This is a genomic window from Picosynechococcus sp. PCC 8807, from assembly GCF_001693295.1.
Lineage (GTDB): Bacteria > Cyanobacteriota > Cyanobacteriia > Cyanobacteriales > MRBY01 > MRBY01.
The window spans coordinates 2,474,824-2,499,495 of record NZ_CP016483.1; the positions used below are offsets into that span (position 1 = coordinate 2,474,824).

The 24,672-nt window shown below is 50.2% G+C and carries 25 protein-coding genes; 14 read left to right on the forward strand and 11 right to left on the reverse strand.

The features are described from left to right. Positions 1 to 20 precede the first annotated feature (20 nt). Entirely contained in the window at positions 21 to 1,124 is a 1,104-nt protein-coding gene (locus tag AWQ24_RS12035) for an FAD-binding oxidoreductase (protein WP_065716950.1), read from the reverse strand. Positions 1,125 to 1,127: 3 nt separating this feature from the next. After that, positions 1,128 to 2,051, reverse strand: coding sequence for a class I SAM-dependent methyltransferase (locus AWQ24_RS12040; RefSeq protein ID WP_065716951.1), 924 nt, complete (start codon positions 2,049 to 2,051; stop codon positions 1,128 to 1,130). Positions 2,052 to 2,255: 204 nt separating this feature from the next. Between AWQ24_RS12040 and AWQ24_RS12045 the strand changes: the two genes are divergently transcribed. Further along, a complete protein-coding gene (locus tag AWQ24_RS12045) occupies positions 2,256 to 2,600 on the forward strand; it encodes a DUF760 domain-containing protein (protein WP_012307958.1) in 345 nt (114 codons plus the stop codon). Positions 2,601 to 2,709: 109 nt separating this feature from the next. Here the strand turns inward: AWQ24_RS12045 and AWQ24_RS12050 are convergent, their stop codons facing one another. The 3 genes from AWQ24_RS12050 to AWQ24_RS12060 form a co-directional block, all read right to left on the reverse strand. Then, positions 2,710 to 3,600 (reverse strand): S1 RNA-binding domain-containing protein, encoded by an 891-nt coding sequence (locus AWQ24_RS12050; protein ID WP_065716952.1) that lies wholly within the window; start codon positions 3,598 to 3,600, stop codon positions 2,710 to 2,712. An 86-nt stretch (positions 3,601 to 3,686) separates the two neighbouring features. Further along, positions 3,687 to 5,495 carry a bifunctional diguanylate cyclase/phosphodiesterase gene (locus AWQ24_RS12055; protein WP_012307960.1) on the reverse strand — a complete coding sequence of 603 codons (1,809 nt, stop codon included), beginning with the start codon at positions 5,493 to 5,495 and terminating at the stop codon, positions 3,687 to 3,689. A 33-nt stretch (positions 5,496 to 5,528) separates the two neighbouring features. Further along, positions 5,529 to 6,647, reverse strand: a complete 1,119-nt coding sequence (locus AWQ24_RS12060; protein ID WP_065716953.1) for a HAMP domain-containing sensor histidine kinase — start codon at positions 6,645 to 6,647, stop codon at positions 5,529 to 5,531. 179 nt (positions 6,648 to 6,826) lie between these two features. On the opposite strand from AWQ24_RS12060, the gene AWQ24_RS12065 reads away from it, so the two are divergent. Further along, positions 6,827 to 7,426 carry a methyltransferase domain-containing protein gene (locus AWQ24_RS12065; RefSeq protein ID WP_065716954.1) on the forward strand — a complete coding sequence of 200 codons (600 nt, stop codon included), beginning with the start codon at positions 6,827 to 6,829 and terminating at the stop codon, positions 7,424 to 7,426. A 14-nt stretch (positions 7,427 to 7,440) separates the two neighbouring features. On the opposite strand, the gene fabG is transcribed toward AWQ24_RS12065, so the two are convergent. Further along, positions 7,441 to 8,205, reverse strand: coding sequence for a 3-oxoacyl-[acyl-carrier-protein] reductase (gene fabG, locus AWQ24_RS12070; protein WP_012307963.1), 765 nt, complete (start codon positions 8,203 to 8,205; stop codon positions 7,441 to 7,443). 109 nt (positions 8,206 to 8,314) lie between these two features. Here fabG and AWQ24_RS12075 point away from each other — a divergent pair, with 109 nt between their 5' ends. Both AWQ24_RS12075 and AWQ24_RS12080 read left to right on the forward strand, forming a co-directional pair. Beyond that, positions 8,315 to 8,638: a co-chaperone YbbN gene (locus tag AWQ24_RS12075; RefSeq protein WP_012307964.1), complete on the forward strand. Its 324-nt coding sequence runs from the start codon at positions 8,315 to 8,317 to the stop codon at positions 8,636 to 8,638. A gap of 309 nt (positions 8,639 to 8,947) precedes the next feature. Then, positions 8,948 to 9,511: a hypothetical protein gene (locus AWQ24_RS12080; RefSeq protein ID WP_065716955.1), complete on the forward strand. Its 564-nt coding sequence runs from the start codon at positions 8,948 to 8,950 to the stop codon at positions 9,509 to 9,511. Positions 9,512 to 9,590: 79 nt separating this feature from the next. On the opposite strand, the gene AWQ24_RS12085 is transcribed toward AWQ24_RS12080, so the two are convergent. Further along, on the reverse strand, positions 9,591 to 10,739 hold the full coding sequence (locus tag AWQ24_RS12085) for a murein transglycosylase A (RefSeq protein WP_065716956.1): 1,149 nt from the start codon (positions 10,737 to 10,739) through the stop codon (positions 9,591 to 9,593). A gap of 331 nt (positions 10,740 to 11,070) precedes the next feature. On the opposite strand from AWQ24_RS12085, the gene AWQ24_RS12090 reads away from it, so the two are divergent. From AWQ24_RS12090 to AWQ24_RS12135, 10 genes are all read left to right on the forward strand, one after another. Beyond that, the gene (locus AWQ24_RS12090; RefSeq protein ID WP_065716957.1) at positions 11,071 to 12,771 is read left to right on the forward strand and encodes a SulP family inorganic anion transporter; all 1,701 of its coding nucleotides are present in this window, start codon (positions 11,071 to 11,073) and stop codon (positions 12,769 to 12,771) included. 178 nt (positions 12,772 to 12,949) lie between these two features. Further along, entirely contained in the window at positions 12,950 to 14,368 is a 1,419-nt protein-coding gene (locus AWQ24_RS12095) for a cation:proton antiporter (RefSeq protein ID WP_012307968.1), read from the forward strand. Between the two features lie 62 nt (positions 14,369 to 14,430). Beyond that, positions 14,431 to 14,781, forward strand: coding sequence for a cation:proton antiporter subunit C (locus tag AWQ24_RS12100; protein ID WP_315862306.1), 351 nt, complete (start codon positions 14,431 to 14,433; stop codon positions 14,779 to 14,781). Beyond that, complete coding sequence (locus tag AWQ24_RS12105) at positions 14,781 to 16,214, forward strand: cation:proton antiporter (RefSeq protein WP_065717375.1); 1,434 nt, start codon at positions 14,781 to 14,783, stop codon at positions 16,212 to 16,214. The genes AWQ24_RS12100 and AWQ24_RS12105 overlap by 1 nt, the downstream gene beginning before the upstream one ends. Before the next feature lie 41 nt (positions 16,215 to 16,255). Next, a complete protein-coding gene (locus tag AWQ24_RS12110) occupies positions 16,256 to 17,692 on the forward strand; it encodes a cation:proton antiporter (protein ID WP_065716959.1) in 1,437 nt (478 codons plus the stop codon). Next, entirely contained in the window at positions 17,689 to 18,078 is a 390-nt protein-coding gene (locus tag AWQ24_RS12115) for a cation:proton antiporter (RefSeq protein WP_030006875.1), read from the forward strand. Before AWQ24_RS12110 ends, AWQ24_RS12115 begins: the two co-directional genes overlap by 4 nt. Next, positions 18,075 to 18,326 carry a hypothetical protein gene (locus AWQ24_RS12120; RefSeq protein ID WP_065716960.1) on the forward strand — a complete coding sequence of 84 codons (252 nt, stop codon included), beginning with the start codon at positions 18,075 to 18,077 and terminating at the stop codon, positions 18,324 to 18,326. The genes AWQ24_RS12115 and AWQ24_RS12120 overlap by 4 nt, the downstream gene beginning before the upstream one ends. A 5-nt stretch (positions 18,327 to 18,331) precedes the next feature. Further along, positions 18,332 to 18,616, forward strand: a complete 285-nt coding sequence (locus AWQ24_RS12125; RefSeq protein WP_041443973.1) for a monovalent cation/H(+) antiporter subunit G — start codon at positions 18,332 to 18,334, stop codon at positions 18,614 to 18,616. After that, positions 18,603 to 19,199 carry a DUF4040 domain-containing protein gene (locus AWQ24_RS12130; protein WP_012307975.1) on the forward strand — a complete coding sequence of 199 codons (597 nt, stop codon included), beginning with the start codon at positions 18,603 to 18,605 and terminating at the stop codon, positions 19,197 to 19,199. The genes AWQ24_RS12125 and AWQ24_RS12130 overlap by 14 nt, the downstream gene beginning before the upstream one ends. Further along, entirely contained in the window at positions 19,196 to 19,858 is a 663-nt protein-coding gene (locus AWQ24_RS12135; RefSeq protein WP_012307976.1) for a Na(+)/H(+) antiporter subunit B, read from the forward strand. The genes AWQ24_RS12130 and AWQ24_RS12135 overlap by 4 nt, the downstream gene beginning before the upstream one ends. Before the next feature lie 9 nt (positions 19,859 to 19,867). Here AWQ24_RS12135 and AWQ24_RS12140 read toward each other — a convergent pair whose 3' ends face one another. The 4 genes from AWQ24_RS12140 to AWQ24_RS12155 all read right to left on the reverse strand — a co-directional run bounded on the left by AWQ24_RS12140 (position 19,868) and on the right by AWQ24_RS12155 (position 24,344). Continuing rightward, positions 19,868 to 21,337, reverse strand: coding sequence for a TM0106 family RecB-like putative nuclease (locus tag AWQ24_RS12140; protein WP_065716961.1), 1,470 nt, complete (start codon positions 21,335 to 21,337; stop codon positions 19,868 to 19,870). A gap of 81 nt (positions 21,338 to 21,418) precedes the next feature. Further along, the gene (locus AWQ24_RS12145) at positions 21,419 to 22,198 is read right to left on the reverse strand and encodes an ABC transporter permease (RefSeq protein WP_012307978.1); all 780 of its coding nucleotides are present in this window, start codon (positions 22,196 to 22,198) and stop codon (positions 21,419 to 21,421) included. 65 nt (positions 22,199 to 22,263) lie between these two features. Continuing rightward, entirely contained in the window at positions 22,264 to 22,956 is a 693-nt protein-coding gene (locus AWQ24_RS12150) for an NrtR DNA-binding winged helix domain-containing protein (RefSeq protein ID WP_065716962.1), read from the reverse strand. Positions 22,957 to 23,003: 47 nt separating this feature from the next. After that, on the reverse strand, positions 23,004 to 24,344 hold the full coding sequence (locus AWQ24_RS12155; protein ID WP_012307980.1) for an OB-fold nucleic acid binding domain-containing protein: 1,341 nt from the start codon (positions 24,342 to 24,344) through the stop codon (positions 23,004 to 23,006). Positions 24,345 to 24,672: the final 328 nt, after the last annotated feature.

Consider the following 24,672-nt stretch of genomic DNA (forward strand, 5'->3'; position numbering starts at 1 on the left):
AAATTAGGGACTGGGACAAACTAAAAAGGAATGGTTTCTGGGGCCAGGAGCCAATCGCGAATCGTTAGGGCCGTCGCTGGGGCCAGGAGGACGCCATTGCGGTAGTGGCCTGTGGCCAGGAGGATATTGTCGTAACCCGCTAACCCTTTGAGAACGGGAGCACCTTGACCGTTGGGCCGGGGCCGTTTCCCTGACCAATGCCGGAGAATTTCTGCATTTTTTAAAAGCGGATAGAAGGCGATCGCCTTTTGGAGCACTTGATCGGCGAGGGTGATGTCTGGAGTGATTCCACCTGTTTCAGCAGGAAATTCCACCGTCGCCCCTACCCAATATTCCCCTTGGCCCAGGGGTACCACATGGATATCTTCAAAGCTAACCACGGGTTGAAAAGGGGTTTGCGGTTCAAGCTTTTTTGGCACGCGCAGGTGAAAGGCTTGCCCCAATACTGGCCCCAGGGACAGGCTTTCGCTTAGATGTTTAGTAACCTCCAGGGAACCCAGACCCGCTGAAACAATGAGCCAATCGCAAGGATAGCTGTTTTGATCTGTGCTAATTTTTTGACAATGTTGATCTGTGATCTCCAACTTGGGTTGGGAAATTCCAAAGTAGCAGTGCGCACCATTCTGTTGGGCGACGGCTAGTAAGGCTTTGGTGAAGGGGACGGGCTGCACCTGGAAATCCTGGGGCGAAAAAATGCCGCCAGCGGCTTCCTTGGCTTGGAGGTGGGGACAATGTTGTTGAATGGTGTCTTGATCCCAGATCGCTAAATCCCAGCCTGATGCTTGGCGCAATTCCCGGAGGCGATCGTCTTTTTCCAGTTCCTCTGGTTCTCGCAATAATTTCAAAATCCCGTGGGGATTGTGGGGTACTGGCTGATCCGCAGCGGCAAGCTCTTCTAAAAGCCCTGGAAAGCGTTCCATACTGCGGCGGCGTAAAGTCCAAGCGCGTCCCTTCGTTTTGCGACTGATGATCCCCATCAGCACCCCCAAGGCCGCCCCCGTCGAGCCCCTGGCGGGTTGGGCTGTGTCCAAAACTGTAATCTCGAACTGATCTAGTTGACTTAACTCATAGGCGATCGCCGCCCCAACGACCCCCGCCCCTAAAATCACAACCCGTTTTACCATCGCTTAATCCCTGACCTTGGCAATGACCGTGCGGTGACGGACGGTATTTTCTTGGATGAAGGGTGCTTCAAACCCAGCCCGCTGCAACTCCTCGGCCACATCGAGGCTGAAATACTGATCCAAATAGGGTTCTGTACTTTTGAGCAACGTCAAAATATAGGGGGGCATTTTTTTATAAACTTCCGCCTGGGGGTTCATGTCCATCAGCGCGAAGTAACCGCCGGGCTTAAGGAGTCGTTTCGCTTCCCGGAAAATGGCGATCGCCGCTGTTTGGGGAAGCTCATGGAAAATCAAAGAGCAGGAGACTAAATCAAACGATTGCCCAGGCAGTTTGGTGTCCTCTCCGGGCGCATGGCACCAGGTAAACTGATCTGCGTGATGAGCGGTGCGATATTTTGCCACTGCCAGAAAATAGGGCGACAAATCCACCCCTGTTAACTGAGCATTGGGGAAAACCTGCTGTAGCGCCTCCGTGCTCATGCCCACACTACAGCCAATATCAACAATTTTTTCCGGGGTAATATCGATGTTGAATTTCAAAATTTGGTGATAACTGTCCCGCAACAACGCATCCCCTTGGACATTCGGTTCCCCAAACAAGGTTGAATGGACAGAATAGGCCGCCGACTCGACCTCTAGGGCCGGCTCCCAACCCAAATTTCCGGACTCATAGGCATGGAAGGAACGCAGGTAGTATTCGGGATAAGTTAAATCTGGATTTTCAACCGCCGCGAGATCTGCTTGCCAATCTCGTTTTTGTAGGGTCGCCACAGTTTCTCGCCAGGGCACCCCTAACTTTTCGGCCCGTTGAATCATCATTGCCCTAGCACGGTTTTTTGCCAGGGCGGCGATTGGTCGGATCGCTAAAAGGCCGTTGACTAGCTTGACACGGAAATCAGTGGGTTGGCGAGGCGGGCTTACGGTCATCGTCGAAATGAATACAACAGGGTTTGTGGGCGTAATCTATTTTACAGGTGATCTTCCCTGGGGAATTTTTGGGGGCGATCGCCTTCGTGATTCACACCATTGGCCCCTAGCACTCTCTCTGGGCTCTCCGGTTACCCACCATGTACAGTCCGATAAATAAAAGCTAAAGTGGGGGGTGAGCAGTAAATATTTTCGGACTAAGGAATGATTTTTAACTCTGACTTCTTTTCCGCCGACGTTGACGAACAAGCCGCAAACAATTTAATGGAATACTTGCAACAGCAAAATCCGGACGTACTTGCACGGGTGGCCCAGTCCGCTAGCTCGGAGATAAAAGATATCATCGCCCACAATGTCAGAGGCTTAATCGGTGTCTTACCCCCAGACGATTTTCAAGTGAGCATCACCACCGACCGCGAAAATTTAGCAAATCTCCTTGCGTCCGCCATGATGACGGGCTATTTCCTCGGTCAGATGGAACAACGTATGAACCTAGAATCGAGCTTAGTGGAATCAGGTTCTCTCCATACGGACTTGGATTTTGAATAGTCGCTGGCAAAATTTGTCCAAAAAAAAGATGGTCTAAAAAAACCACCTCAAATAATCAAATTGTTTGATTCCGGTTCACAAGGGAAACTTTTCCCTTATTTTTTATGCCTTAAACCAGATTGAGTTTTTTGCGGGCTGCCTCTACCCGTTCCTCGGCATTGGTTTGTACTGCGTCAAACTGTTCAATCACTTCACCGGGGAATTTTTCGAGGGCCTGGAGGGAAAGGGAAATGCGACTATTATTTTCTTCGATGTCCGTGATCAGCACCCGCACCGTTTGGCCAATACTAAAAAGGGCTTCGAGTTGGTCAACGGGCTTGGCGCTAATTTGACTGCGGTGGAGCAGCCCGGTCATCCCATCGAGTTCAATAAAAACGCCGTAGGGTTTAATGTTCACCACGGTGCCACTGACTAAAGACCCAATCGACAGGCGACGCATCACTTCGGCTTGGGCGGCATAGCGCTGGGACAGAACCAATTTGCGACGCTCTTGGTCAAACTCCAGGAAATTAACCGTCAGGAGTTGCCCCATCAGATTATCAATATTTTTATCGACTAGGTGGGAGTTGGGAATAAAGCCCCGCAGGCCTTGGACATCACCAGTGACGCCGCCCCGATTGCTACCTGTAACCCGCATTTGGACGGAGTTGCCTGCTTCGGCGGCCTGGGCGAGATCTTCCCATACCCGTTGTTCGGCTAATTTGCGGCGGGACAGGGTGACTTGGCCTTCGGCATTTTGGCCCCGGACAATCAAAAATTCAACGGTTTCGCCCACGGGCAGAGCTGTGTGGGCATCTGTCTCACCTGCCAGGAGTGCGTCCCGGAGGGGAGAAAACCCAGGTGATTTTCCACCAATATCCACGAGGACGCCATCGGATAGATGTTCAAAAATTTTTCCTGTGATCACTTGTCCCTGTTCGAAATGGTAGTCATGTTCGGTGAGGGCATGCTCAAAGTCGTCCATGGAAAAGGCGATCGCGGGATTAGGCTCTGCAGTCATTGTGAATAAATGTCTGATACGAAAAAAGTTTGGAATAGGCTTAATCCTATCGTACTCCGGTTCTTTCGTAGCGTCAGGGTCGGAAGCTAGGCGGGATTAGGCGAGATGGGACATGGTTCGTAAAAATTTTGGTCGGCCTGGAGCATGGCTGTAAATTTTTCGGCGGGCACCGGCGGACTAAACAAAAACCCCTGGATCTCGTCACAATGTTGCGTCTTAAGGAATTCTAATTCGGCCATGGTTTCGACCCCCTCGGCGACGGTGGTCAGTTCGAGTTGTTTCGCCATCATGATGATGTGTTTGACGATGGTGGAGTTGGTGATATTGTGAGCGACGTTGCGGACAAAGCAGCGGTCTATTTTGAGGATATCGAAGGGGAAATTTTGGAGATAACTCAGGGAGGAGTAGCCTGTCCCAAAATCATCAATGGCAATGGGAAAACCGGAGTTTTTTAGGGCTTGCAGATGGGCGATCGCCAACTCCACATCCGAGATCAAAATACTTTCGGTCACTTCCAGTTCGATTTGGGCCGGATTAATCCCATATTGCTGGGTAATTTCGACCAGATTTTCCACCAGTTGAGCTTGATAAAATTGCCGTCCAGAAAGATTAACAGCGATCCTAAGATCGCTCATGCCCCTTTGCATCCATTGTTGAGCCTGGTGACAAGCAGCCCGAAACACCCATTCTCCAATGCTGGCGATCAAACCATTTTTTTCAGCAAGGGGAATAAACTTCGCCGGTGAGACCATACCTAAGGTGGGATGAAACCAGCGAATGAGCGCTTCTGCACCAACAATTTTGCCCGTCGTCGTACTAATTTTAGGTTGGTAATACAGGGTCAGTTGATTGTTTTGGATCGCGTCGTAGAGATCCGCATCAAGCAGTAGATTTTGGTGATTGGCATTAATTTGCGCTTCTTGGAAATGGAAATAATAGTTCGTGCTGCCCCGTTGCCGCGCCGTCTCCATCGCCTCTTTTGCTTGGTTGAGATACTTATCGAAGTTGTATTCCCGGTAGGGCATGGTAATCATCCCGATGTACCAATTGATCAAGATCTTTTGTCCATTGACCGTCAGGGGGCTGCCAAAGGCTTCTAGGATCTGCTCTGCCATTTGATTGAGTTCGGCCTCATGCACCGCACAATTGGGGGGATAAATCACCACAAAATCTGTGTAATTTAAACAGGCTAAATAGGCCTCCTCGGCCACCACCGTCACCAACTGGCGCACGATATGCTTGAGGACAGCATTACCAAATTGATAGCCAAATAATTCGTTGATTTTTTCAAAGCGATCAACGCTCAGATAGAAAATGGGAATCTGCCACGACTCATGGGGTTGGAGTTGCTGCTGAACGAACGGTTCCCACTGTTTTAGGAGGCGGTTGAGGTCATCCCGGAGGGCGAGTTGATTGGGAAGCTGGGTAATGGGATCGTGGGTAACGGCGTAGTTGATTTGTTGGCGATCGCCAGCCTGTTTCTTTTGCTGAAAATACCCCTGCCAGGAGCGATGTTTCCGCAAACGTGTTTTAATGGCGTCAAGTAACTCGTAGGTGGTAAAGGGCTTTGTGAGGTAATCATCGGCCCCCAAGTTCATCCCTTGGCGAATATTTTCTTTCGTACCTTTGGCCGTTAAAAAAATGAATGGAATCGTTTCGGTTTCTGGATCTGCTTGGAGAATTTCTAAGACACCATAACCGTCCATGCCCGGCATCATGATGTCACAAATAATTAGATCTGGACGATTTTCAATGGCAATGCCGACGCCAATCTGCCCATTTTCTGCTTCTAGAACCTGATAATCTTCGGCGATGAGCAAGGTGACGATGAGCTCTCGGATCGAATCTTCGTCTTCAATGACGAGAATGGTGGGGGAAAGTGAGGAGGCAACCATAGTAGATGTTTCTCATGGGACTTGATGCGTCAGTCAGGGTTTACTCACGAAAGAGCAGGGAATTTTAACGCGGAATGTGGTGCCAGAATTCACGAGACTTGCGACCATAATCGTACCATTGTGTAAGTCAATGTAACGTTTCACAATGTGTAGTCCTAAGCCTGTGCCTGGAATTTTGCCAACATTTTGAGCCCGGTGAAAGGGTTCAAATAAATGTGGTAAATCGGCTTGGGGAATGCCAATTCCCCGGTCAGTGATGGTGATGCTGATTTGGCGATCGCCACAACAAACTACTAGGCTGACGGCTTCACCGGGAAAAGAGTATTTGAGGGCATTCGAGAGTAAATTAGACAGAATGTGGCGAATAATCTTGGCGTCTAGGACGGGTAAGAGGCGGCGATCGCCTTGGTATTGGGGAACGAAATCAAACTGGATCGGGTGGGTATGGCCAAACACCACTTGCAACTCTTCGATAATGTCCTGGCACAGCCCTTCAAAATGCACGGGCGCTGGCTCTAGGGTGAGTTGTCCTGCATCGACGCGACTGACCGAAAGGACATCGTCAACGAGGGTTTGGAGCCGTTGGGCCGCCCCTTTAATTCGCTGTAGATGCCGCCGTTGCGCTTCTGGGTTGAATTTATGGGCGTATTGTTCGAGGAGTTCAGTAAAGCCCAAAATCGAGGTCAAAGGGGTGCGGAATTCATGGGAGGCAATGTCAATGAAACGGGTTTTCAGTTGATTGAGTTCTTTTTCGCGCATCAGGGCATTGTGCATATCTAGCTCTACCTGTTTGCGATCGCTAATGTCACGCATCACCCCAATCACCCAAAACTGATCCGAATCTTGCGCAGTAATATCCTTAGGAACTCCCCGGTCTTGGATCCAAACATAGGAACCGTCATGGTGCTGGAATCGATAGTCCAACTCGTAGGCTTGCTGTTGGGCAAAGGCTTGTTCGAGGGTAGCCAAGACTTTGGTTTGGTCTTCTGGATAGATCCGCTCTAGCCAGGTTTGACAATCGTTACCCATTTCCGCCGCCGCATACCCCAAAACCCTCGTAAAATCTCCGTACCAAAGCATTTCGCCTGAGGTTAAACAGCGTTCATAAACGATGTCGCCAAGGGCTTGAATTAGAGCGGGATTATATTGCATGGGCAAGAGGGGATGAGACGCACGGAAGCAAAGGAGAACTAGGACAAAAGTTACGGAGGATTACTGCTGGCGAAACGGCCATCAATCTGAAAAGTTTGATAAGAAAGCCTCTGGAAATTAGTGTAATACTGATTAAATAAACTCATTTATGCTTTGCAACTAAGCTTTAAGGTTGGGCAATGGTGATGGTACGGGATTCAACTTTTTGGGAAGACAAATATCAAAGGGCTCAACATCGCTGGGATCTCGGCCAAGCAGCGCCACCGCTCCAGGATTTTTTCGCAAAGACAGCACCATTACCCCAAGGGAAATGGGGGGTTTTGGGTTGTGGCCAGGGCCATGATGCTGTGTTTTTAGCAAAACAGGGGTTCTCAGTAACGGGGGTTGATTTTGCCCCAGCGGCGATCGCCGCCGCGAAAGCATTAAGCCAAGAGCATGGTGTTACCCTTACTTTACTCGAAGAAAATATTTTTGATCTCAAAAAAAGTCATAAAAGTCACTTTGATTATCTGTTCGAGCATACCTGTTTCTGTGCGATCGCCCCAGAGCAGCGTCCCGACTACGTTACCTTGGCGGCCACAATCCTGAAGCCAGGGGCCAAACTCTACGGCATTTTCTATACCCACAACAAAACGGGAGGCCCGCCCTTTGGCACAACCCCCCAGGAAGTAATTCAGTTGTTTTCCCCACGATTTAAGATTCTTGCCCTCGATCCGATTCAAAATTCTGTGCCGAGTCGGCAAGGGGATGAACATTGGGGGATCTTGCAAAAGAAATAGGCGATCGCTTTAATTTAATGCATCACCATCCCGCCATCTACATTAAACGTTTGACCTGTAATGTAAGCAGCAGCAGGATCAGCGGCGAGGAAACGAATCATCCCAGCAATTTCTTCCGGTTGACCATAGCGGCCCAGGGGAATGTACTTGAGAATTTCATCGGCTTCGAGGCCTTCGGTCATGTCAGTGGTAATAAAACCAGGGGCCACGGCATTAACCACAATGTTTCGACTAGCCAGTTCCTTAGCGACAGTCTTCGTAAAACCAATCACCCCGGCTTTGGCGGCGCTGTAGTTAGCTTGACCAGGGTTCCCCATTAGTCCGGCCACAGAGGTGATGTTGATGATCCGGCCCCGGCGTTTTTTCATCATCGGTTTGGTGACGGCTTTGGTGCAGAGAAAGACGCCGGTGAGGTTGAGGTCAATGACAGCTTGCCAGGCATCGAGCTTCATGCGCATCAGTAGGGTATCTTTTGTGATCCCGGCGTTGTTGACGAGGATATCAATTTGGTCCCATTGGGCGAGGGTTTTTTCGACGAGATCGTTGACTTGATCTTCCTGGGACACATCGGCTTGGAGGGCGATCGCCTCACCTCCGGCGGCCTGAATTTCCGCGACCAATGCCTCGGCAGCAGCACTGGAACGGGCGTAGTTGATCACCACCTTTGCACCTTCTGTGGCGAGGGTGATCGCCGTGGCTTTACCAATCCCCCGAGAGGCCCCGGTGACGATGGCCACTTGATCCTTCAGACGTTGTTGCGCGGCGGGTAAAAGCTCCATTGCCTATCTCTCCAAAAGTCTTTGCGTTTTGATGACTGGGTTATCATAGGAGTTAGGGTCGTGCGATCGCAACAATTCCCTTCGCAATCTCGTTTCGGAGCTATTTTCCATGGCTGTCAAAAAACAATTTTCCAGTTTTGAAGCAATGTTACAGGCTGCCGAAAAGCCTGTTTTAGTCGATTTTTATGCAACTTGGTGTGGCCCCTGCCAAATTATGGGCAAAACCCTCGAAGAAATCAGCCCCCAAATGGCCAATGAAATTCAAATCGTTAAAGTAGACGGCGATCGCTATCCGGCCCTTGCCTCCCACCACGGTGTCCATGCCTATCCCACCCTCGTGCTCTACAACAAAGGACAATTAGTTTCCCGCATCGAAGGGGCCGTTGCCGCGCCACAACTGATGCAACAAATCCGCCGCGCCCTCCAAAATTAAGCCTTCAACATCACTCCCCTGGTGGCGAGCTTAACGGTTACTGCTCAAAATATTCAATCTAAATCCCAGGGAATATTTACATTTCTTGACCCGGCCGGGTCTTTTTTTGTGAGCAAAAAATCACATCGTAAACTTATGAGAAGAAAGGCTTTTTTCCCCTTCCATTAGGGTTTCGATTTACGTTACAGTCAGAGATAAGGAAATCAAATAAAGTCACAGAAAAATTTTTGCCAGTAATCCAAAAATTGGGGAATTTTTCGGGACATAATCGAGATTTTTGGCAGTTGATAGAGATTTAGGGAGCGCAATATGGTGTGGCAAAAGTTAAGAAAATTCGCAGGTCATTTCGTGGCGCGGCCAGTGGCGCTGCTGCTGGGTTTAGGTCTGACGGCGATCGCCCCAAATTTAGCCCAGGGAGCGACCCTCGAACACCGTGCCCTGAGTCGGAGTGAAAACTTTTTTGCATCCCTAAATACCCGCTTGATTGCCCAGCAGCAAAGTGCCGTTTTCGTTTATGGAACTTCTCCCGTTGCCCAACAATTAGGCCAGGACTACATGGTGCTCCAGGTGAATGACAACAACCGGGTGCAAGGGGTCTTTTACCAAGTGAATTCGGAATATGCTTGCTTTTCAGGCGCGATTAACAACGGTAAGTTAGATTTAGCCGTCCTCGATCCCTACGAACAGGTGGCCTACGATTACCAATTGGATTATGTGGCCAAGGGGTTTGTCGCTGCTGGTGGCGATCGCCCGACGTTGCAAATGGTTCCGGCGGGTTTCCAACCGATCAATGTTCCTAGTGAGCTAGATTATGCCCTGCTCAAAGAATGTGCCGATTTCCAGACGCCAACTAAGGCCGTTGTTGATATTTAACACGCTTTTGAACCTTAAGATTCAGTCCCCCTAGATGAAAAAATTTAGGGGGATTTTTGATCGAGAAATTAGGCGAGGCTTAATCCTTGAGGAGGAGATAGTAAAGATTACCCGGATCGTTGACGAGACCAGCGCGGGTTTGGGTGTTTGGCCCAGTACCGAGGAAAATATCAACCCGGCCAGCCCCTTTGATCGCGCTGCCTGTGTCTTGATCGAGGACATAACGACTAACGGGGAGTTTTAACCAGTCTCCATTGGCCCGCTGGTAAGGAAGCTGGGTCGCAATAAAGGCGATCGCCCCTGGGGGGAAAATACTTTTGTCGGTGGCAATTGATCGCTCTGCCAATACGGGCACCCCAATACTACCGATGGGCGGCGACCCGAAGGTTTCCCGGAAAAAGATAAAGCGATTATTGCGGGGAATGTAATTACTGAGTTCTGTGGGATTCGCCTCAAAATAGTCAATTAATTTGGGGAGGCTCAATTCTTCTGGCTGAAAAATGCCCTCGTTAATCAACTCCTTGCCCAAGCTGACATATTCATAATCGGTACTGCCATCAAAACCAATGGACATGGTGCGGCCATTGGTCAGTTGCAACCGGGCGGAACCTTGCACCTGGATCAGATAGGCTTCGAGGCGACTTTTTAACCAAACCAATTCATGCCCCCGCAAGGGACTATCGCTCGGCGGAATACCATCACGGCCTTCTAAGGCTACACGGCGGGGGTGGGGTTGTGACCAAGTTTTAAAACCGGGGGGCTGACGATAGAGAGGATATTGGAATTCGTTAGTTTTAACGGGGCTGGCGACGTAGGCTGGTTCAAAATAAGCGGTAAAGTCCACCTGGCCCGTGCCATCTTTACCCACAGAGCGATAGAAGACAAATTCCCGCTGGATCGCTTGGTGTAATTGGCGGGGATCGGGATATTGTTGCACCAACTGCCGAAACCGCACCAGCGATCGCCGCACCTTTTCTCGACTGAAGCCGGGGACTTGTACCGCTGCATAATCCGCTTGGGCAGTATTGGTATCGATGTAGCGCAGGCTATGGTCAATGGCGTTGAGTAACTTTTGGCGTTCTTGGTTTTGCCACAGACCGTAATCCGGTAAGGCGATCGCCCCTGGTGTTGTGGTCGGTTGAAGCACCTGGGTGAGGCCCGGCTGACTAACTAAACTTGCGCTGGCTCCCAGGGTGGCAATGGTTAGACTTGACCAAAAAATTTTCATAACATCTTCTTTCCTTAGACGCCCCACAGAATCTTGCCATTGTAACTTGAAGCCTAGAAATCTCCCGATTGCGTCCGGCCATGGGCGATCGCCTCCTATGTTTTAGATAAAAAAAACTTATTCAATTCATCAAAAAGATAGTTTTCCCAATGGAGACAATTGGTAGGGGGCTATGGTTAGATGTTAATCAATACAAAATAAAATTTTCATAGATATTAAACTATGCTCCTGTTGCACTGACAACTTAACTCACACCCAACAGGCTAAGCAACGAATCCTTTATGGTTTGTTTAAGTGCTTTGCTCACTACTGATCTGAAAAATGCGTAACCATGCAGATAACCAACAAAATTCACTTTAGGAATATCCGCGGCGATATTTTTGGCGGGCTAACGGCGGCGGTCATTGCGTTGCCCATGGCCCTCGCCTTCGGGGTGGCATCCGGTGCCGGGGCAGAAGCCGGTCTTTGGGGTGCTGTGCTTGTGGGCTTCTTTGCCGCCCTCTTTGGGGGAACCCCCACCCTCATTTCCGAACCCACAGGGCCGATGACGGTGGTTATGACCGCTGTGATTGCCCATTTCACGGCCAGCGCCGCTACTCCAGAAGAAGGTTTGGCGATCGCCTTTACCGTCGTGATGATGGCCGGGGTGTTCCAAATTATTTTTGGCGCCCTCAAACTCGGCAAATACGTCACCATGATGCCCTACACCGTGATTTCTGGCTTCATGTCAGGGATCGGGATTATCCTGGTCATTTTGCAATTAGCGCCCTTCCTAGGACAGGCGAGTCCGGGGGGCGGCGTCATCGGCACGCTCCAAAATTTACCCACACTGCTGAGTAATATTCAACCGGGCGAAACAGCCTTAGCTTTAGGCACCGTGGCGATCATCTGGTTTATGCCAGAGAAGTTTAAAAAGGTAATCCCGCCCCAATTGGTCGCTCTTGTCCTGGGGACGGTAATCGCCTTTTTCGTTTTCCCGCCAGAAGTAAGCGATCTCCGTCGCATCGGTGAAATTCGAGCCGGGTTCCCAGAGCTGGTCAGACCGAGCTTCAGTGTAGGTGGATTCCAGAGGATGATTCTCGATGCGGCAGTGCTAGGGATGCTTGGTTGTATCGATGCCCTCTTGACTTCTGTGGTTGCCGATAGCTTGACCCGGACAGAACATAATTCCAATAAAGAATTAATTGGTCAGGGTCTAGGGAACCTCTTTTCTGGCTTGTTTGGCGGGATTGCCGGGGCTGGGGCCACCATGGGGACTGTGGTGAATATCCAGTCCGGTGGTCGATCTGCACTGTCTGGATTGGTGCGGGCCTTTGTCCTGTTGGTTGTGATCCTGGGGGCTGCGAGTTTGACGGCAACCATTCCCCTGGCTGTGTTAGCAGGGATTGCCTTCAAGGTTGGGGTTGACATTATTGACTGGAGTTTCCTGAAACGGGCCCACGAAATCTCCCCCAAGGGAGCCTTTATTATGTACGGCGTCATTTTGTTAACGGTCTTGGTTGACTTGATTGTTGCCGTGGGTGTGGGTGTCTTTGTGGCTAACGTGCTCACCATCGAACGGATGAGTAATCTCCAGTCCGAAAAAGTCCAAACGGTCAGTGATGCTGACGATAATATCCGCCTGACGAATACTGAAAAACGCTGGTTGGATGAAGGCCAAGGCCGCGTTCTTTTGTTCCAACTCAGTGGGCCGATGATCTTTGGGGTCGCAAAGGCGATCGCCAGGGAACACAATGCTATGGGTGACTGTGACGCCCTCGTCTTTGATATCGGTGAAGTGCCCCACATGGGGGTGACCGCTTCCCTAGCCCTAGAAAATGCCATTGAAGAGGCCCTCGACAAAGAACGTCAGGTTTATATTGTCGGTGCTGCGGGCCAAACCCGTCGCCGTCTGGAAAAACTCAAGCTCTTTAAGCGGGTTCCCCCCGATAAATGTTTAATGTCGCGGGAAGAAGCCCTCAAGAATGCCGTGCTCGGAATCTATCCCCATTTGGCGGATGGTGTGACGGCTCCCAGTTCAGAGATGGGTTAAGGCCCTGATCTGCGGTGGGTTCCTGGCTATCTTGGTCTAACCTTCCGGCTTATCTCAGGACGGTATGGTCGGCAGATAGCCCTCTCCGGGTTCGATGCAACCTATCCCTTTTCACTTTTGTCCCATCCCTGCAATATTTGCGATCGCTTTTTACCACAACGTTTGAGGCAAAAATTCTATGCTAAGTCCCACAATCTTTTCTGGTAGTCTGCCAGGATTGACGGATTTCGTTCCTTCCCTGTCCCTGGCGACAACCCCGGAAGCTGACTATGGTTCATTTGTTTTAACCGGCGTTTTAATGACCCTGGTTGTGATCTATGCCATGAGTAAGTTGGGGGGAGAACTCTCCAAACGAGTCGGTTTACCCCCTGTATTAGGGGAACTGGTCGGAGGTGTTCTAGTCGGGGTCTCGGCGCTCCACCTCATCGTCTTTCCGGAAACAGGGGCCACGGCGGCCGACTCAAGTTTAATGCTGTTTTTGCAGCAGCTTGGTGGTTTAGATGGCACTGCCCTTGAGCATATTTTTGCCAGCCAAAGCGAAGTGATCTCGGTATTGGCAGAGCTTGGGGTCATTGTGCTGTTATTTGAGATTGGCCTTGAGTCAGATCTCCGGGAGCTGAGTAAAGTGGGTTCCCAGGCTGCGGTGGTCGCGATTGTCGGGGTGGTGGCACCTTTCCTTTTGGGGACGGTGGGCCTAGTGACGTTGTTCCATACGCCGATTATCCCTGCTATTTTTGCGGGGGCCGCCCTCACGGCCACGAGTATTGGCATTACCTCGAAGGTACTGTCGGACTTGGGTCAGCTAAAGTCCACCGAAGGCAAAATTATCGTTGGTGCGGCGGTGATTGACGATGTGCTGGGGATTATTGTTTTAGCGGTCGTCGCGAGTTTGGCCAAGACCGGGGAAGTGGATCTCCTGAATGTGGTCTATCTGATTATTGGGGCCAGTGCTTTTCTGTTGGGTTCGATTCTGCTCGGTAAATTCTTTAACCAAGGTTTTGAGGCGATCGCCGCCAAACTAAAAACCCGGGGCGCGCTGTTGATTCCGGCCTTTGCCTTTGCGTTGGTGATGGCGATTATTGCGAACCTCATCCATTTAGAAGCCATTTTAGGGGCCTTCGCAGCGGGTCTTGTGTTGGATGAAACGGATCTCCGTAAAGAGTTAGACCGTCAGGTAATGCCCATTGCCGACTTTTTAGTGCCGATCTTTTTTGTAACCGTGGGAGCAAAAGCAGACCTTGGTGTTCTGAACCCCTTCGAGTCTGCCAACCGCGCCGGATTAGTGATTGCTGCGTTCCTCATCGTTGTGGCGATTGTCGGGAAGGTAATCACGGGCTGGGCCGTCTTTGGTCAACCGGGGGTGAATCGCTTGGCCATTGGTTTTGGCATGATTCCCCGGGGAGAAGTGGGCCTCGTTTTTGCGGGCATTGGTTCTGCTAGTGGTGTGTTAGATAAGCCCCTAGAAGCAGCCATCATTGTGATGGTGATCTTGACCACTTTCTTGGCACCGCCGCTCCTCCAGGCTGTTTTAAATAAGCCCCAGGATCCGGATGTGCCTGCCGACCGGGAAGCCCTTGAGAAAAGTTTGTCGGTGTAGGAAATCGTTAATGGGGGATTGTCGTCAGGGACATTCCCCACTCGGACGGAGGGAATTCAGCCATGTCGATGTCTATGCTCGAAGCCTGTGTGTTTGCAGTAATCTTCATTGGGTTTTTCGGCATCATTTTCAAAAGAAATCTGATTATGAAAATCCTGGCCATGGATGTGATGAGTACGGGGGTGATTGCGTATTACATTCTTGTGGCAGCCCGGGGGGGGATTTTTGCCCCCATTGTGGATGCTGACCAGGGGGCGATCGCCTATGCCGATCCGGTGCCCCAGGCCGTGATTTTGACGGCAATTGTGATTGGCTTTTCGATTCAGGCCTTGATGCTCGTGGGCGTGATGAAGTTGTCACGGGATAATCCGACCTTAGAAACCAGCGAAATCGAGAAAAGCCACACGCCATGATCGACGACATCACAATTATTTGGATTTTGTTGCCGTTTGTTGTGGGGTTCAGTATTTATCTCTTGCCCCGCTGGAACCGTTACTTTGCTTTGGCGATCGCCGCTCTATCGGTGGTCTATAGTATCGGTCTGCTTTGGAGTCTAGAGCCTTTTACCCTAGAACTCTTGGATAGCTTCGGCGTCACCCTGATGTTCGATGAACTGAGCGGCTATTTCATTTTGATGAATGGGCTGGTGACGGGGGCTGTACTCCTTTATTGCTTTGATAAACAGAAATCACCCTTTTTCTATACCCAACTGGTGATCCTCCATGGGGCGGTAAACGCGACGTTTTGCTGTGCCGATCTGATCAGTCTGTATGTCGCCCTAGAGTGCATTGGGATTGCCGCATTTTTGTTAATCACCTATTCCCGGAGCGATCGCTCCCTCTGGGTCGGCCTGCGCTATCTCTTCATTAGCAATACCGCGATGTTGTTTTATCTCATTGGTGCGGTATTGGTCTACCAAGCGAGTAATTCCTTTGCTTTTTCGGGTTTGGCAGTGGCCCCCAAGGAGGCGATCGCCTTAATCTTCCTCGGCTTACTGACCAAGGGGGGCATTTTTGTCTCTGGTCTGTGGCTCCCCCTCACCCATGGGGAATCAGAAACCCCCGTATCCGCCCTTTTATCAGGGGTTGTGGTTAAAGCTGGTGTTTTTCCCCTGGCCCGCTGCGCCCTATTAGTGCCAGAGCTTGATCCTGTGGTGCGATTATTTGGTGTGGGTACGGCTCTGTTGGGGGTTGGCTATGCGGTTTTTGAGAAAGATACAAAACGAATGTTGGCTTTTCACACCGTTTCCCAATTGGGTTTTGTGTTGGCCGCGCCAGCGGTGGGTGGGTTTTATGCCCTTACCCATGGCCTCGTTAAAGGCGCGCTTTTTCTCACGGCGGGACAGTTATCCAGTCGCAATTTTAAAGTTTTACGCGAACAGTCGATTCCCCGGGCCTACTGGTGGGTCTTGGTGTTAGCCTGTGCTTCGATCTCTGGCTTGCCCTTTTTGGCGGGCTACAGTTCTAAAATTCTGACGATGAAAAATATTCTGCCTTGGCAAAGCTTCGCCCTCAATGTGGCGGCGGTGGGGACAGCGATTTCCTTTGCGAAATTCATTTTCCTCCCGAAAAAAACAGACCCCAGCCTCAAAATTTTGCCGAATTTTTATGGCGCGATTGTGCTGCTCCTGGGTGGGTTGTTTATAACCAACAGCTTTTACCTGGAAGCCTATCAACCCAGTAATATCCTCAAGGCGTTAGTCACCATCGGCATCGGTTGGCTGGCCTATGGGCTGATTTTCCAGCGGATTACGGTCAAGCTGCCCCGGGTCGTGGAGCAATTTGAACATCTGGTGGGGGTGATGAGTCTGGTGTTGACGGGTTTGTTTTGGCTGGTGTTGGCTTAGGACAACTCTCAGTGGTCGTTAGTTTAGGGAGGATGATAACCATGAATGAATTGACCATTGGCTGGGTAATTTTTCCCTTTGTGGTGGGCTTTAGTATTTATTTACTGCCCAAGATTGATCGTTATCTGGCGATTTTCGTTTCTATTTGTTCGTTGATCTTTGGCCTTGTCCAAATTTTTCAGCCGGAACCCTACAGCCTCAAGCTCCTGGGGATGTATGGGGTAGATCTACTGGTGGATGACCAGAGCGGCTATTTTATTTTGACCAACGCGGCGGTGGCGATCGCCGTGACGGTGTACTGCTGGAAAAGTAACAAAAGTGCTTTTTTCTTTACCCAGTTGGTGGTTTTACAAGGGGCCCTCAATGCCGTTTTTGTCTGCGCCGATCTGATTAGCCTCTATGTTGCCCTAGAAGCCATTAGCATTGCGGCTTTTCTGTTGATGACCTACCAGCGCACCGACCGTTCCATTTGGATTGGTCTCAGGTATTTATTCCTCAGCAATACGGCGATGCTGTTCTATCTCATTGGGGCGGTGCTAGTTTACCAAGCAACAAAATCCTTCGCTTTTGCGGGTCTGGCCGAAGCCCCCAGCGAGGCGATCGCCCTGATTTTCTTGGGCCTACTCACCAAGGGAGGCGTCTTTATATCGGGATTTTGGTTGCCCCTAACCCACTCCGAAGCAGAAACCCCCGTATCGGCGATGTTGTCCGGTGTCGTGGTTAAAGCGGGAATTTTCCCCCTCCTGCGGTGCGGCATTTTGGTGTCAGACCTGGATCTGTGGCTGAGACTATTCGGTCTGGCCACTGCTCTGTTGGGGATTACCTTTGCCATTCTCGAAACCGATGCCAAACGTTTACTGGCTTTTAGTACCATCTCAAAATTAGGGTTGTTGCTCTCAGCACCGGCGGTGGCGGGTTTGGCGGCCCTCTCCCATGGTTTAGTGAAATCTTCTTTATTTTTGATGGCGGGGCAATTGCCCACCCGCAATTTTCAGGAACTGCGCCAAACTAAAATCGCGAGCAGTCTGTGGCTGCCCTTGGCGATCGCCTGCCTGTCAATGGTGAGCATGCCGTTGCTGATTGGCTTTAGCTCAAAAGCCCTACTGCTTAAAAATATTGCGCCCTGGCAGGAAATCGGTTTAAACATTGCCGCCGTGGGGACAGCCCTGGCCTTCGCCAAATTCTTGTTTATTCCCCATGATGCCGCGACGAAATTTACTGCAAAAAGTGTGACCTTTTGGGGGGCGATCGCCTTTTTATTAAGCGGTGTCATCCTAGGCAATGGTTTTTATCTCGAAGCCTATGAATTTTCTAATATCCCCAAGGCCTTGATCAAAATTGCCCTTGGCTGGGTGTTGTACTGGCTGATTATGAAACGTCTCGAATTCAAGCTGCCCCGGATCTTTGAAGAATTTGAGCAGTTGATCGGCGGCATGAGCGTTGTCTTAACTGGATTATTTTGGATGGTGACCCTATGATCGGCATTCTCGATATTTTTTTGATTTTAATGATCTGGTTTCTGCTCACGGCAGACCTGAGTGCCGCCAATATTCTCATCGGCGTGATTATTGCGATCTTGATGCCCGGTAAACGCTTTGATGCGGCTCAGATCAAAGATTGGCTCCATGTGTTTTGGGAAATTATCATTGCGATTCCCCAGGCCTATTTTGAAGCCTTTGAAATGATTTTTCGCCCCCATCTCTATGAAACCGTCACCATGGAGCGGGTGAAGCCAAATCGGACTCCAGGCTTAATTTTTCTCGATATTTTTCTGATTACCTTTACCCCGAAAACGATTGTGCTGCATTATCACAAAGACGGTTGGTACGAAGTTCACCGTGTGCAAAGGAGGAAACTCAAATGACCTGGATTTTTGGGGCGATGATCGGCGCGTTACTGCTGCCAATTTATGAAGCAATACAGGATCAAGATATTTGGCAAAAGCTCCTGGCCTTCGCCAGCATTGCCAGTAAAACCTCGGTGATGATTTTGGTGATTTCGGTACTGCGGGATGACTGGACGATCGGGGTTGTCGGTGTCCTAATTTTGTGCGTCGGCAATGCGGCGTTAATGCTGCTAGCTCACATTTTGAGGCGGGTGAATTTACCATGAGCACTTTGATCAATATTCTCAGCTACGGCTGCATCATTGTGGGGGTGATTTTCTGGTTTTGGGGCACTGCGCCGCTACTGGGTAATCGTTCTGTGTTGTTTAAATTGCATACTCTGTCGGTCTCTGACACCTTGGGTTCGATGGCGATTATGGCGGGACTACTGCTAAAAATCCCCAGGGAATGGCCCCTGCTGATTTTGGCGATTATTGCCCTCGCCATTTGGAATACGGTACTGGGGTATGTGCTGGCCTATTGTTCGAGTCGTGGAGGCGGTGATGAACGGATCTAATTTTGACTGGTTTGTGGGGGCGATCGCCTTGTTATTGCCCGTGACGGGGGGATTATTAGTCGCCCAAAAAAATCCTTACTATGCGTTGGTGATTCGGGGGATCCTGGGGGCGATCGCCGCGCTCCTTTATGCAATGTTCGGGGCGGCGGATGTGGCTTTAACCGAAGCGTTGGTGGGGACGATGCTGTCCATTACCCTCTATGCGGTGGCCGTGCGTTCTTCGATGAGTATGCGTTTAGGGGTTTTGGCCACTGGCACAGATACCGTTAATCTCATCCAAAAAATCAACCCGCTGCTCAAGCAGGTACTGGGCAAATATCATTTACGCCTGGAACCCGTGGTATTTGAAGATACCCAAGCCCTGGGTCAAGCCCTGGCGCAGAAAAATGTGCACTGTATTTTGCAGGTGGATGGCGATGGGCACCTTCATGTCCTGAAAACCCGTGTACCACGGCTCTATGAAATCTTTAAAACCTCAGCCCTGACGGATGTGATCGAACTGCAACTGCTAGAGCCACAGCCTACCCCTGAAGTCGTTGGGCCATCGTCGCCGCAATCCCTTATGGAGAATCATCAATCATGAAGTGGGTTTACCTTGCCTTTGGTATTTCTTTATTTGTGAAAATGCTCGTCTTCCCGAATTTTGCGATGGAAGGGGAGATTGGGGCGATCGCCGAAGTGGTGGCCGCCGAAGCGGGGGTACCCAATGCTGTATCGGGGATTATTTTGCGCAATCGCCTCTACGACACCGGCTTTGAAGTGATGGTTTTTACCCTGGCGATCATGGGCGTGCGTTTTTTACTGGCCGACGAACACCCCTCGAAGGAAGTTAAGCAATTTACCGATTCCCCTTCCATTGTCCTGGCGCGGTTGGGGGCGACCATTGCGGCCCTGATTGGGATTGAACTGGCCATTCGGGGACACCTCAGCCCTGGGGGTGGTTTTGCCGCTGGTGTTGCGGGGGGGACGGCCATTGGTTTGGTGGCGATCGTCTCTTCGCCCCAATGGATGGATGCCATTTATAAAAAGTGGAATGCAGCGATTCTCGAAAAAATTTCGGTACTGGTCTTTTTCCTCTTAGCAGCATTGTCCCTGATGGGCTTCCAGCTCCCCCACGGTGAATTTGGCACGTTATTTAGTGGTGGTTGGATCACGATCCTCAATATCATCGTGGCGGTCAAGGTTGCCCTGGGTTCCTGGGCGGCGATTTTAATGTTTATTCGCTATCGCGGTTTACTGTAGCCCACGGGATCAACGTAAAACCATGGTTTTTTGCTGGGATTCTAGAAAGCTGGTGATCCATTGTTTGAGGTGATGGGTTGCCCGACAATCATCTTCGTTGTAGCGGACAATGGCCTCTAATAATTGGCGATCGCCCGTTTCTAACCATTGGTCATACCAGCACACGGTTTGATCGCCGCTGACCCCCTTTTCGCGCCATTGGTAGCCGAGGCAATTGGCCAGGGCCTTGAGGGAATAACTTTCTACGGGAAACACGAGATATTTTGTCACCCATTGGTGAATATCCATCAGGCGACCCACAATTTTTTGCAGTTGCTGGGGCGGTGTGCCATATTTTTTCCCTAGGCGATTGAGGGTATCCCGTTCGTAGGGAGAAAAATGGAAAATCGGTGCTTCGGGAAATTGCGTGACAAATTCCACAAATTCTTGCCAAATTTTGCCTTCTTCCTCTAGCGTTTCTGCCACAAAACCATAAAATTTTTCCCGTTGGTTTTGGTGATCGACCAAATACACCCCCAGGAGATAATCAACGTTGCGGTCGGGTTCTGCTTCGATATCAAAAAAAAGTTCGACGGTTCCCTGGGGAATGGGTTGGGTTTTGTTGGGACGATTGATGCGCCAGACGACTTCTTGGTGGACAATGGCCCGCGCCTGTTGTTGGAGTTGCATGGCGATATCGGCGCCTAGGTGTTGGCCCAGGTGTTTGGGGGAGGTTTGGGCGAGGGATTCGAGGGTATTAACACCGATGCCCTGGAGGGATTCGTAGCGGTTGGGGGTGACGCCGGGCACGAGGGATAAATGATTATCGGCTTGGGCGATCGCATAGCAATGCTTGTGCCAAGAGCAGAGGTGACAGCGTTGCCGGGAAATAAAAACTTCCGGCTCTAATTCGGGTAATAAAAGGTTGATGCAGTCGGTAATCGTCTCCTGGAGTTTGTCGCTCCAGAGGTCTACATCAACCCGGTGGGGACGGCGAGCCCGCAAAATGAGTTGGGTTAACCGAGGCGATCGCCCTTGGATGGCCTCTAATAGAAAAGTGTGGAACATCGCCACCAGCTTGTATTCTGGCTTTGGTTTTTGGCCTAATTTGACGCTGATCGGTCGATAATGCCACTTGCCCCAGCGGGAAGGGCCAGCCTGTCGCAAGAGAACCGTGGGTTTCCCCACCAGGGTTAACTGTTCAACAGGGGTACCGGGCCATTGGTCGAAGTGATAGAGTAAGACCCCCCGATAAATGCATTCGACCCCTGCGGCCATCAGGGCTTCTGTTTCGGCGGCACAGGTTTCCCAATCGGCGGCGGCGGGTTCGTGGTAAGGGCGTTGACCCAGATATTCCTGAATTTGGCGCTGGTTTTCTTTACGTAATTTTTGGAGAAAATCTTTTTCCGATGTCTGCTCAGTGCGATCGCCATACAGGTCTAAAAAAGCCCGACGTTCACACCGCTTAAAATTCAACAACAGATCATCGCTCAGTAACATGTAGCACTCGGAATAAAAGAATCTCCTTGGAAAATAACATATCCCCCTGACCTCAGGCTGAGTAAATCTTTGCGGACTCCCTTAACCCAGGGGAGATTGGTGAAACAACAGGAGCGATAAAAAGAAATCCAACATAAAAATACCGATCCAAGTCGTCACCACCGCTGAAGTGGCAGAGCGACCCACCTGCTGCGTACTGCCGACGGTTGTCAGACCCCAACTGCAGCCGATAATCCCCACCAATAGCCCAAACAGAATCCCTTTGACGCCGACATTAATCAGGTCTCGGGGCTGAAGAAAAGTTTGTACGGACGTTAAAAAATTAATGGGGGCAAGATCATAGAACTGATAGGCGGCTCCGGTACCCCCGATCACCCCCACCACCAAGGCAAAGACCGTTAAAATCGGCAACATCAAACAGCAAGCCACCACCCGGGGCATCACCAGATAATCAACGGGATTAGACCGGAGCATATACAGAGCATCGATCTGTTCGGTAATTTTCATCGAGCCTAATTCCGCCGCAAAGGCCGACCCCACCTGACCCGCAATGATACTCGCGGTCAAAATCGGGGCCAGTTCTCGACAAAAGGCGATCGCAAACGCCCCCCCGACAAAACTTTCGGCCCCAAAGGTAGTGAGTTCCCTTGCAGTTTGGATCGTAAAGATCATGCCCCCAAAAAAAGCGACCAGCAACACTGGCACCAACGCCTTCGGTCCCGCCGTTAGCATTTGTTCCGTGATCTGGTCACGCCGGAGTTTCCCGCGCAGGAGACGCCATAGCACCTGGCCCAGCATTAAGCCTGCGCAGTAAAGCCGATACCAGAGACTCGGATCGCGTTTTTCCTCGATGGGTTCCATCTACTTTTGGCGATCGCCTTCAAAATGATGCGACTCTGACAAACTGAACGATCTCCAAACCTGCCTTAAAGCTCGAAATTAAAGCCAGCCTCCTTGAGCCGTTGATATTTAGCCTCATCAAAGGAGTAAAGCCGTGCCGCACGGTGGGCGACCCCAGTTTGCAACTCATCTAATTTAATCAAGAGATCCATTTTAAGGATTTTGCGCCGGAAGTTCCGCTTATCCAATTGGGTTCCTAAAATCTGCTCGTAGAGTTTTTGGAGTTGGGTCAAGGTAAATTTGCGGGGCAGCAGCTCAAAGCCAATGGGTTCATAGCGGAGTTTACCCTGGAGCCGTCGGGTCGCCACATCAATGATTTGCTGGTGATCAAAAGCAACATTGGGCAGTTCATCCAGCGAGAACCAAGCCACAGCATCGGCATCCGTTTGGGCATGAATTGGGTGATCCTCTAGGTTAATCAAAGCATAGTAGGCCACGGTAATCACCCGATCGCGGGGGTCACGATCCGGAGCACCGAAGGTATAGAGCTGCTCTAGAAATATTTTTTCGACGCCCGTTTCTTCCCGGAGTTCGCGCATGGCCGCTTCTTCGAGGGATTCATCAAGGCGTACAAAACCCCCCGGTAAGGCCCATTCCCCTTTAAAGGGTTCAACGCCCCGCTGAATCAGCATCATTTTCAGGGTATGGGTGGCGTCGAGGCCGAAAACAACACAGTCAACGGTAACGCTCGGTTTTGGATATTCGTAAGTGTAAGACATAGGATTTATGGGTTTTATGGGTTTCTTTTAAAAAGTAGAAGTAATGGTTAGCTCGCTTGGGCCTGGGGAATCAGGTTTTCGCGGTAGACATGGAAGCCCCCCTGTCGGAGTGCCAAGAGGGCCTGGTGATCGTCCTCGACCCAATAGTCTTGCCCAAGGCGAATAAAGGTGCGATCGCCACCCCTCCCAACGATCACGATCACCGGGATCCGCCCCCGCTTCTTCTTATCCCCAGCCTGCTGTGACAAAATTTGCTTCAGTCGCTGCTGACTTTGGGTGTGATGAAGCTCACTCGGAGAGAGGCGAATCATCAACATTCGCACCTCTTCAATGGGTTCGAGATCGTCCACAATCAGTTGCGTTCGATCCTCTTTTTGTTGCACTTTGCCCCACACAATGACACGGCTATCAAGCTGTAAGAGTTGCTCAACTTTCTGATAAGTGCGGGGAAAGACAATCCCTTCTACTTGACCCGAAATATCTTCTAATTGAATAAAGGCCATAGGTTCATTGTTGGCCTTCGTAAAAATCTTGCGCATGTCCGTGAGGATCGCCACGGCGCTGACTTTTTTATTGATGTGATTGGCGATCGCCGTAAGGCTAATGGGCGATAAAATCGGCGAAATCGTTGACCGCAGCTTTTCTAAAGGATGTTCAGAGACATAAAATCCCAGCAATTCTTTTTCTTGCCGGAGCTTTTCTTCTAAGGTTAAATCAGCCACCTTGGGTAACACAGGGGCTTCATCAAATGCCGCTGCCGTATCTCCCAGACTTTCAAATAAATTCGTTTGACCACTGGCCTTTTCTTTCGCTTTCAACTGTGCCCAATCCATCATTAAATCCAGACCCTTCAGCATTGCCTGGCGATTATCATGGAGTGAATCCAGTCCACCACAGGTAATTAAAGTTTCTAGGGCGCGGCGGTTCACAACACGCAAATCTAACCGAGAACAAAGGTCAGACAAACTTAAAAAAGGCCCCGCTTCCCGGGCCGCTAAAATGGCATTGATCGCATTTTCACCAAGGTTTTGAACCGCTGACAAACCAAAACGAATCCCTTGACCTACGGGCTTAAAATCCAGGTCTGACTCGTTAATATCCGGTGGCAAGACCAGGATACCCATGCGCTCGGCATTTTCCCGGTACTTGCGGACTTTATCCTTATTTCCACTGCTGGCACTGAGCAGTGCCGTCATGTATTCAACGGGATAGTTTGCCTTCAGGTAAGCAGTCTGGTAAGTGACGTAGGCATAGGCCGTTGAGTGGGATTTATTAAAACAGTTAGCCGCAATAAGACCCTGACCCAATAAGAAATTATGGTCTTGACTGAGTCCAATATCATAGGTCGGCGCATGGCCAATGAACTTACGGCGAATGATTTTAACCAAAACTGCGAGAACCTTAGGTCGAGATCAACCCTATTCTATATAAAAAAAGTCATATTTTTCAGTTTTGTCCTGGCACACTTTCAGCCGACAGCGACCCACTTGATCCCGTTACTTCATCTTTTTTGTAAAGTAAGTCTCCGCATTTTCACGGAGTCACAGAGGACAAAGGGCCAATTGTTCTATTTTTTAGTTTGCGCAAGCCACAAGGCAATAAAAAATTCCCTTTTTCGATAGTTTGGCTTTAAATTTTAAGCATTGCTATGGCGACATCATAAACAAACTTTTTCTAATCTTTAAAAAAGAGAGAGGGTGACTCCATGAAAACTTT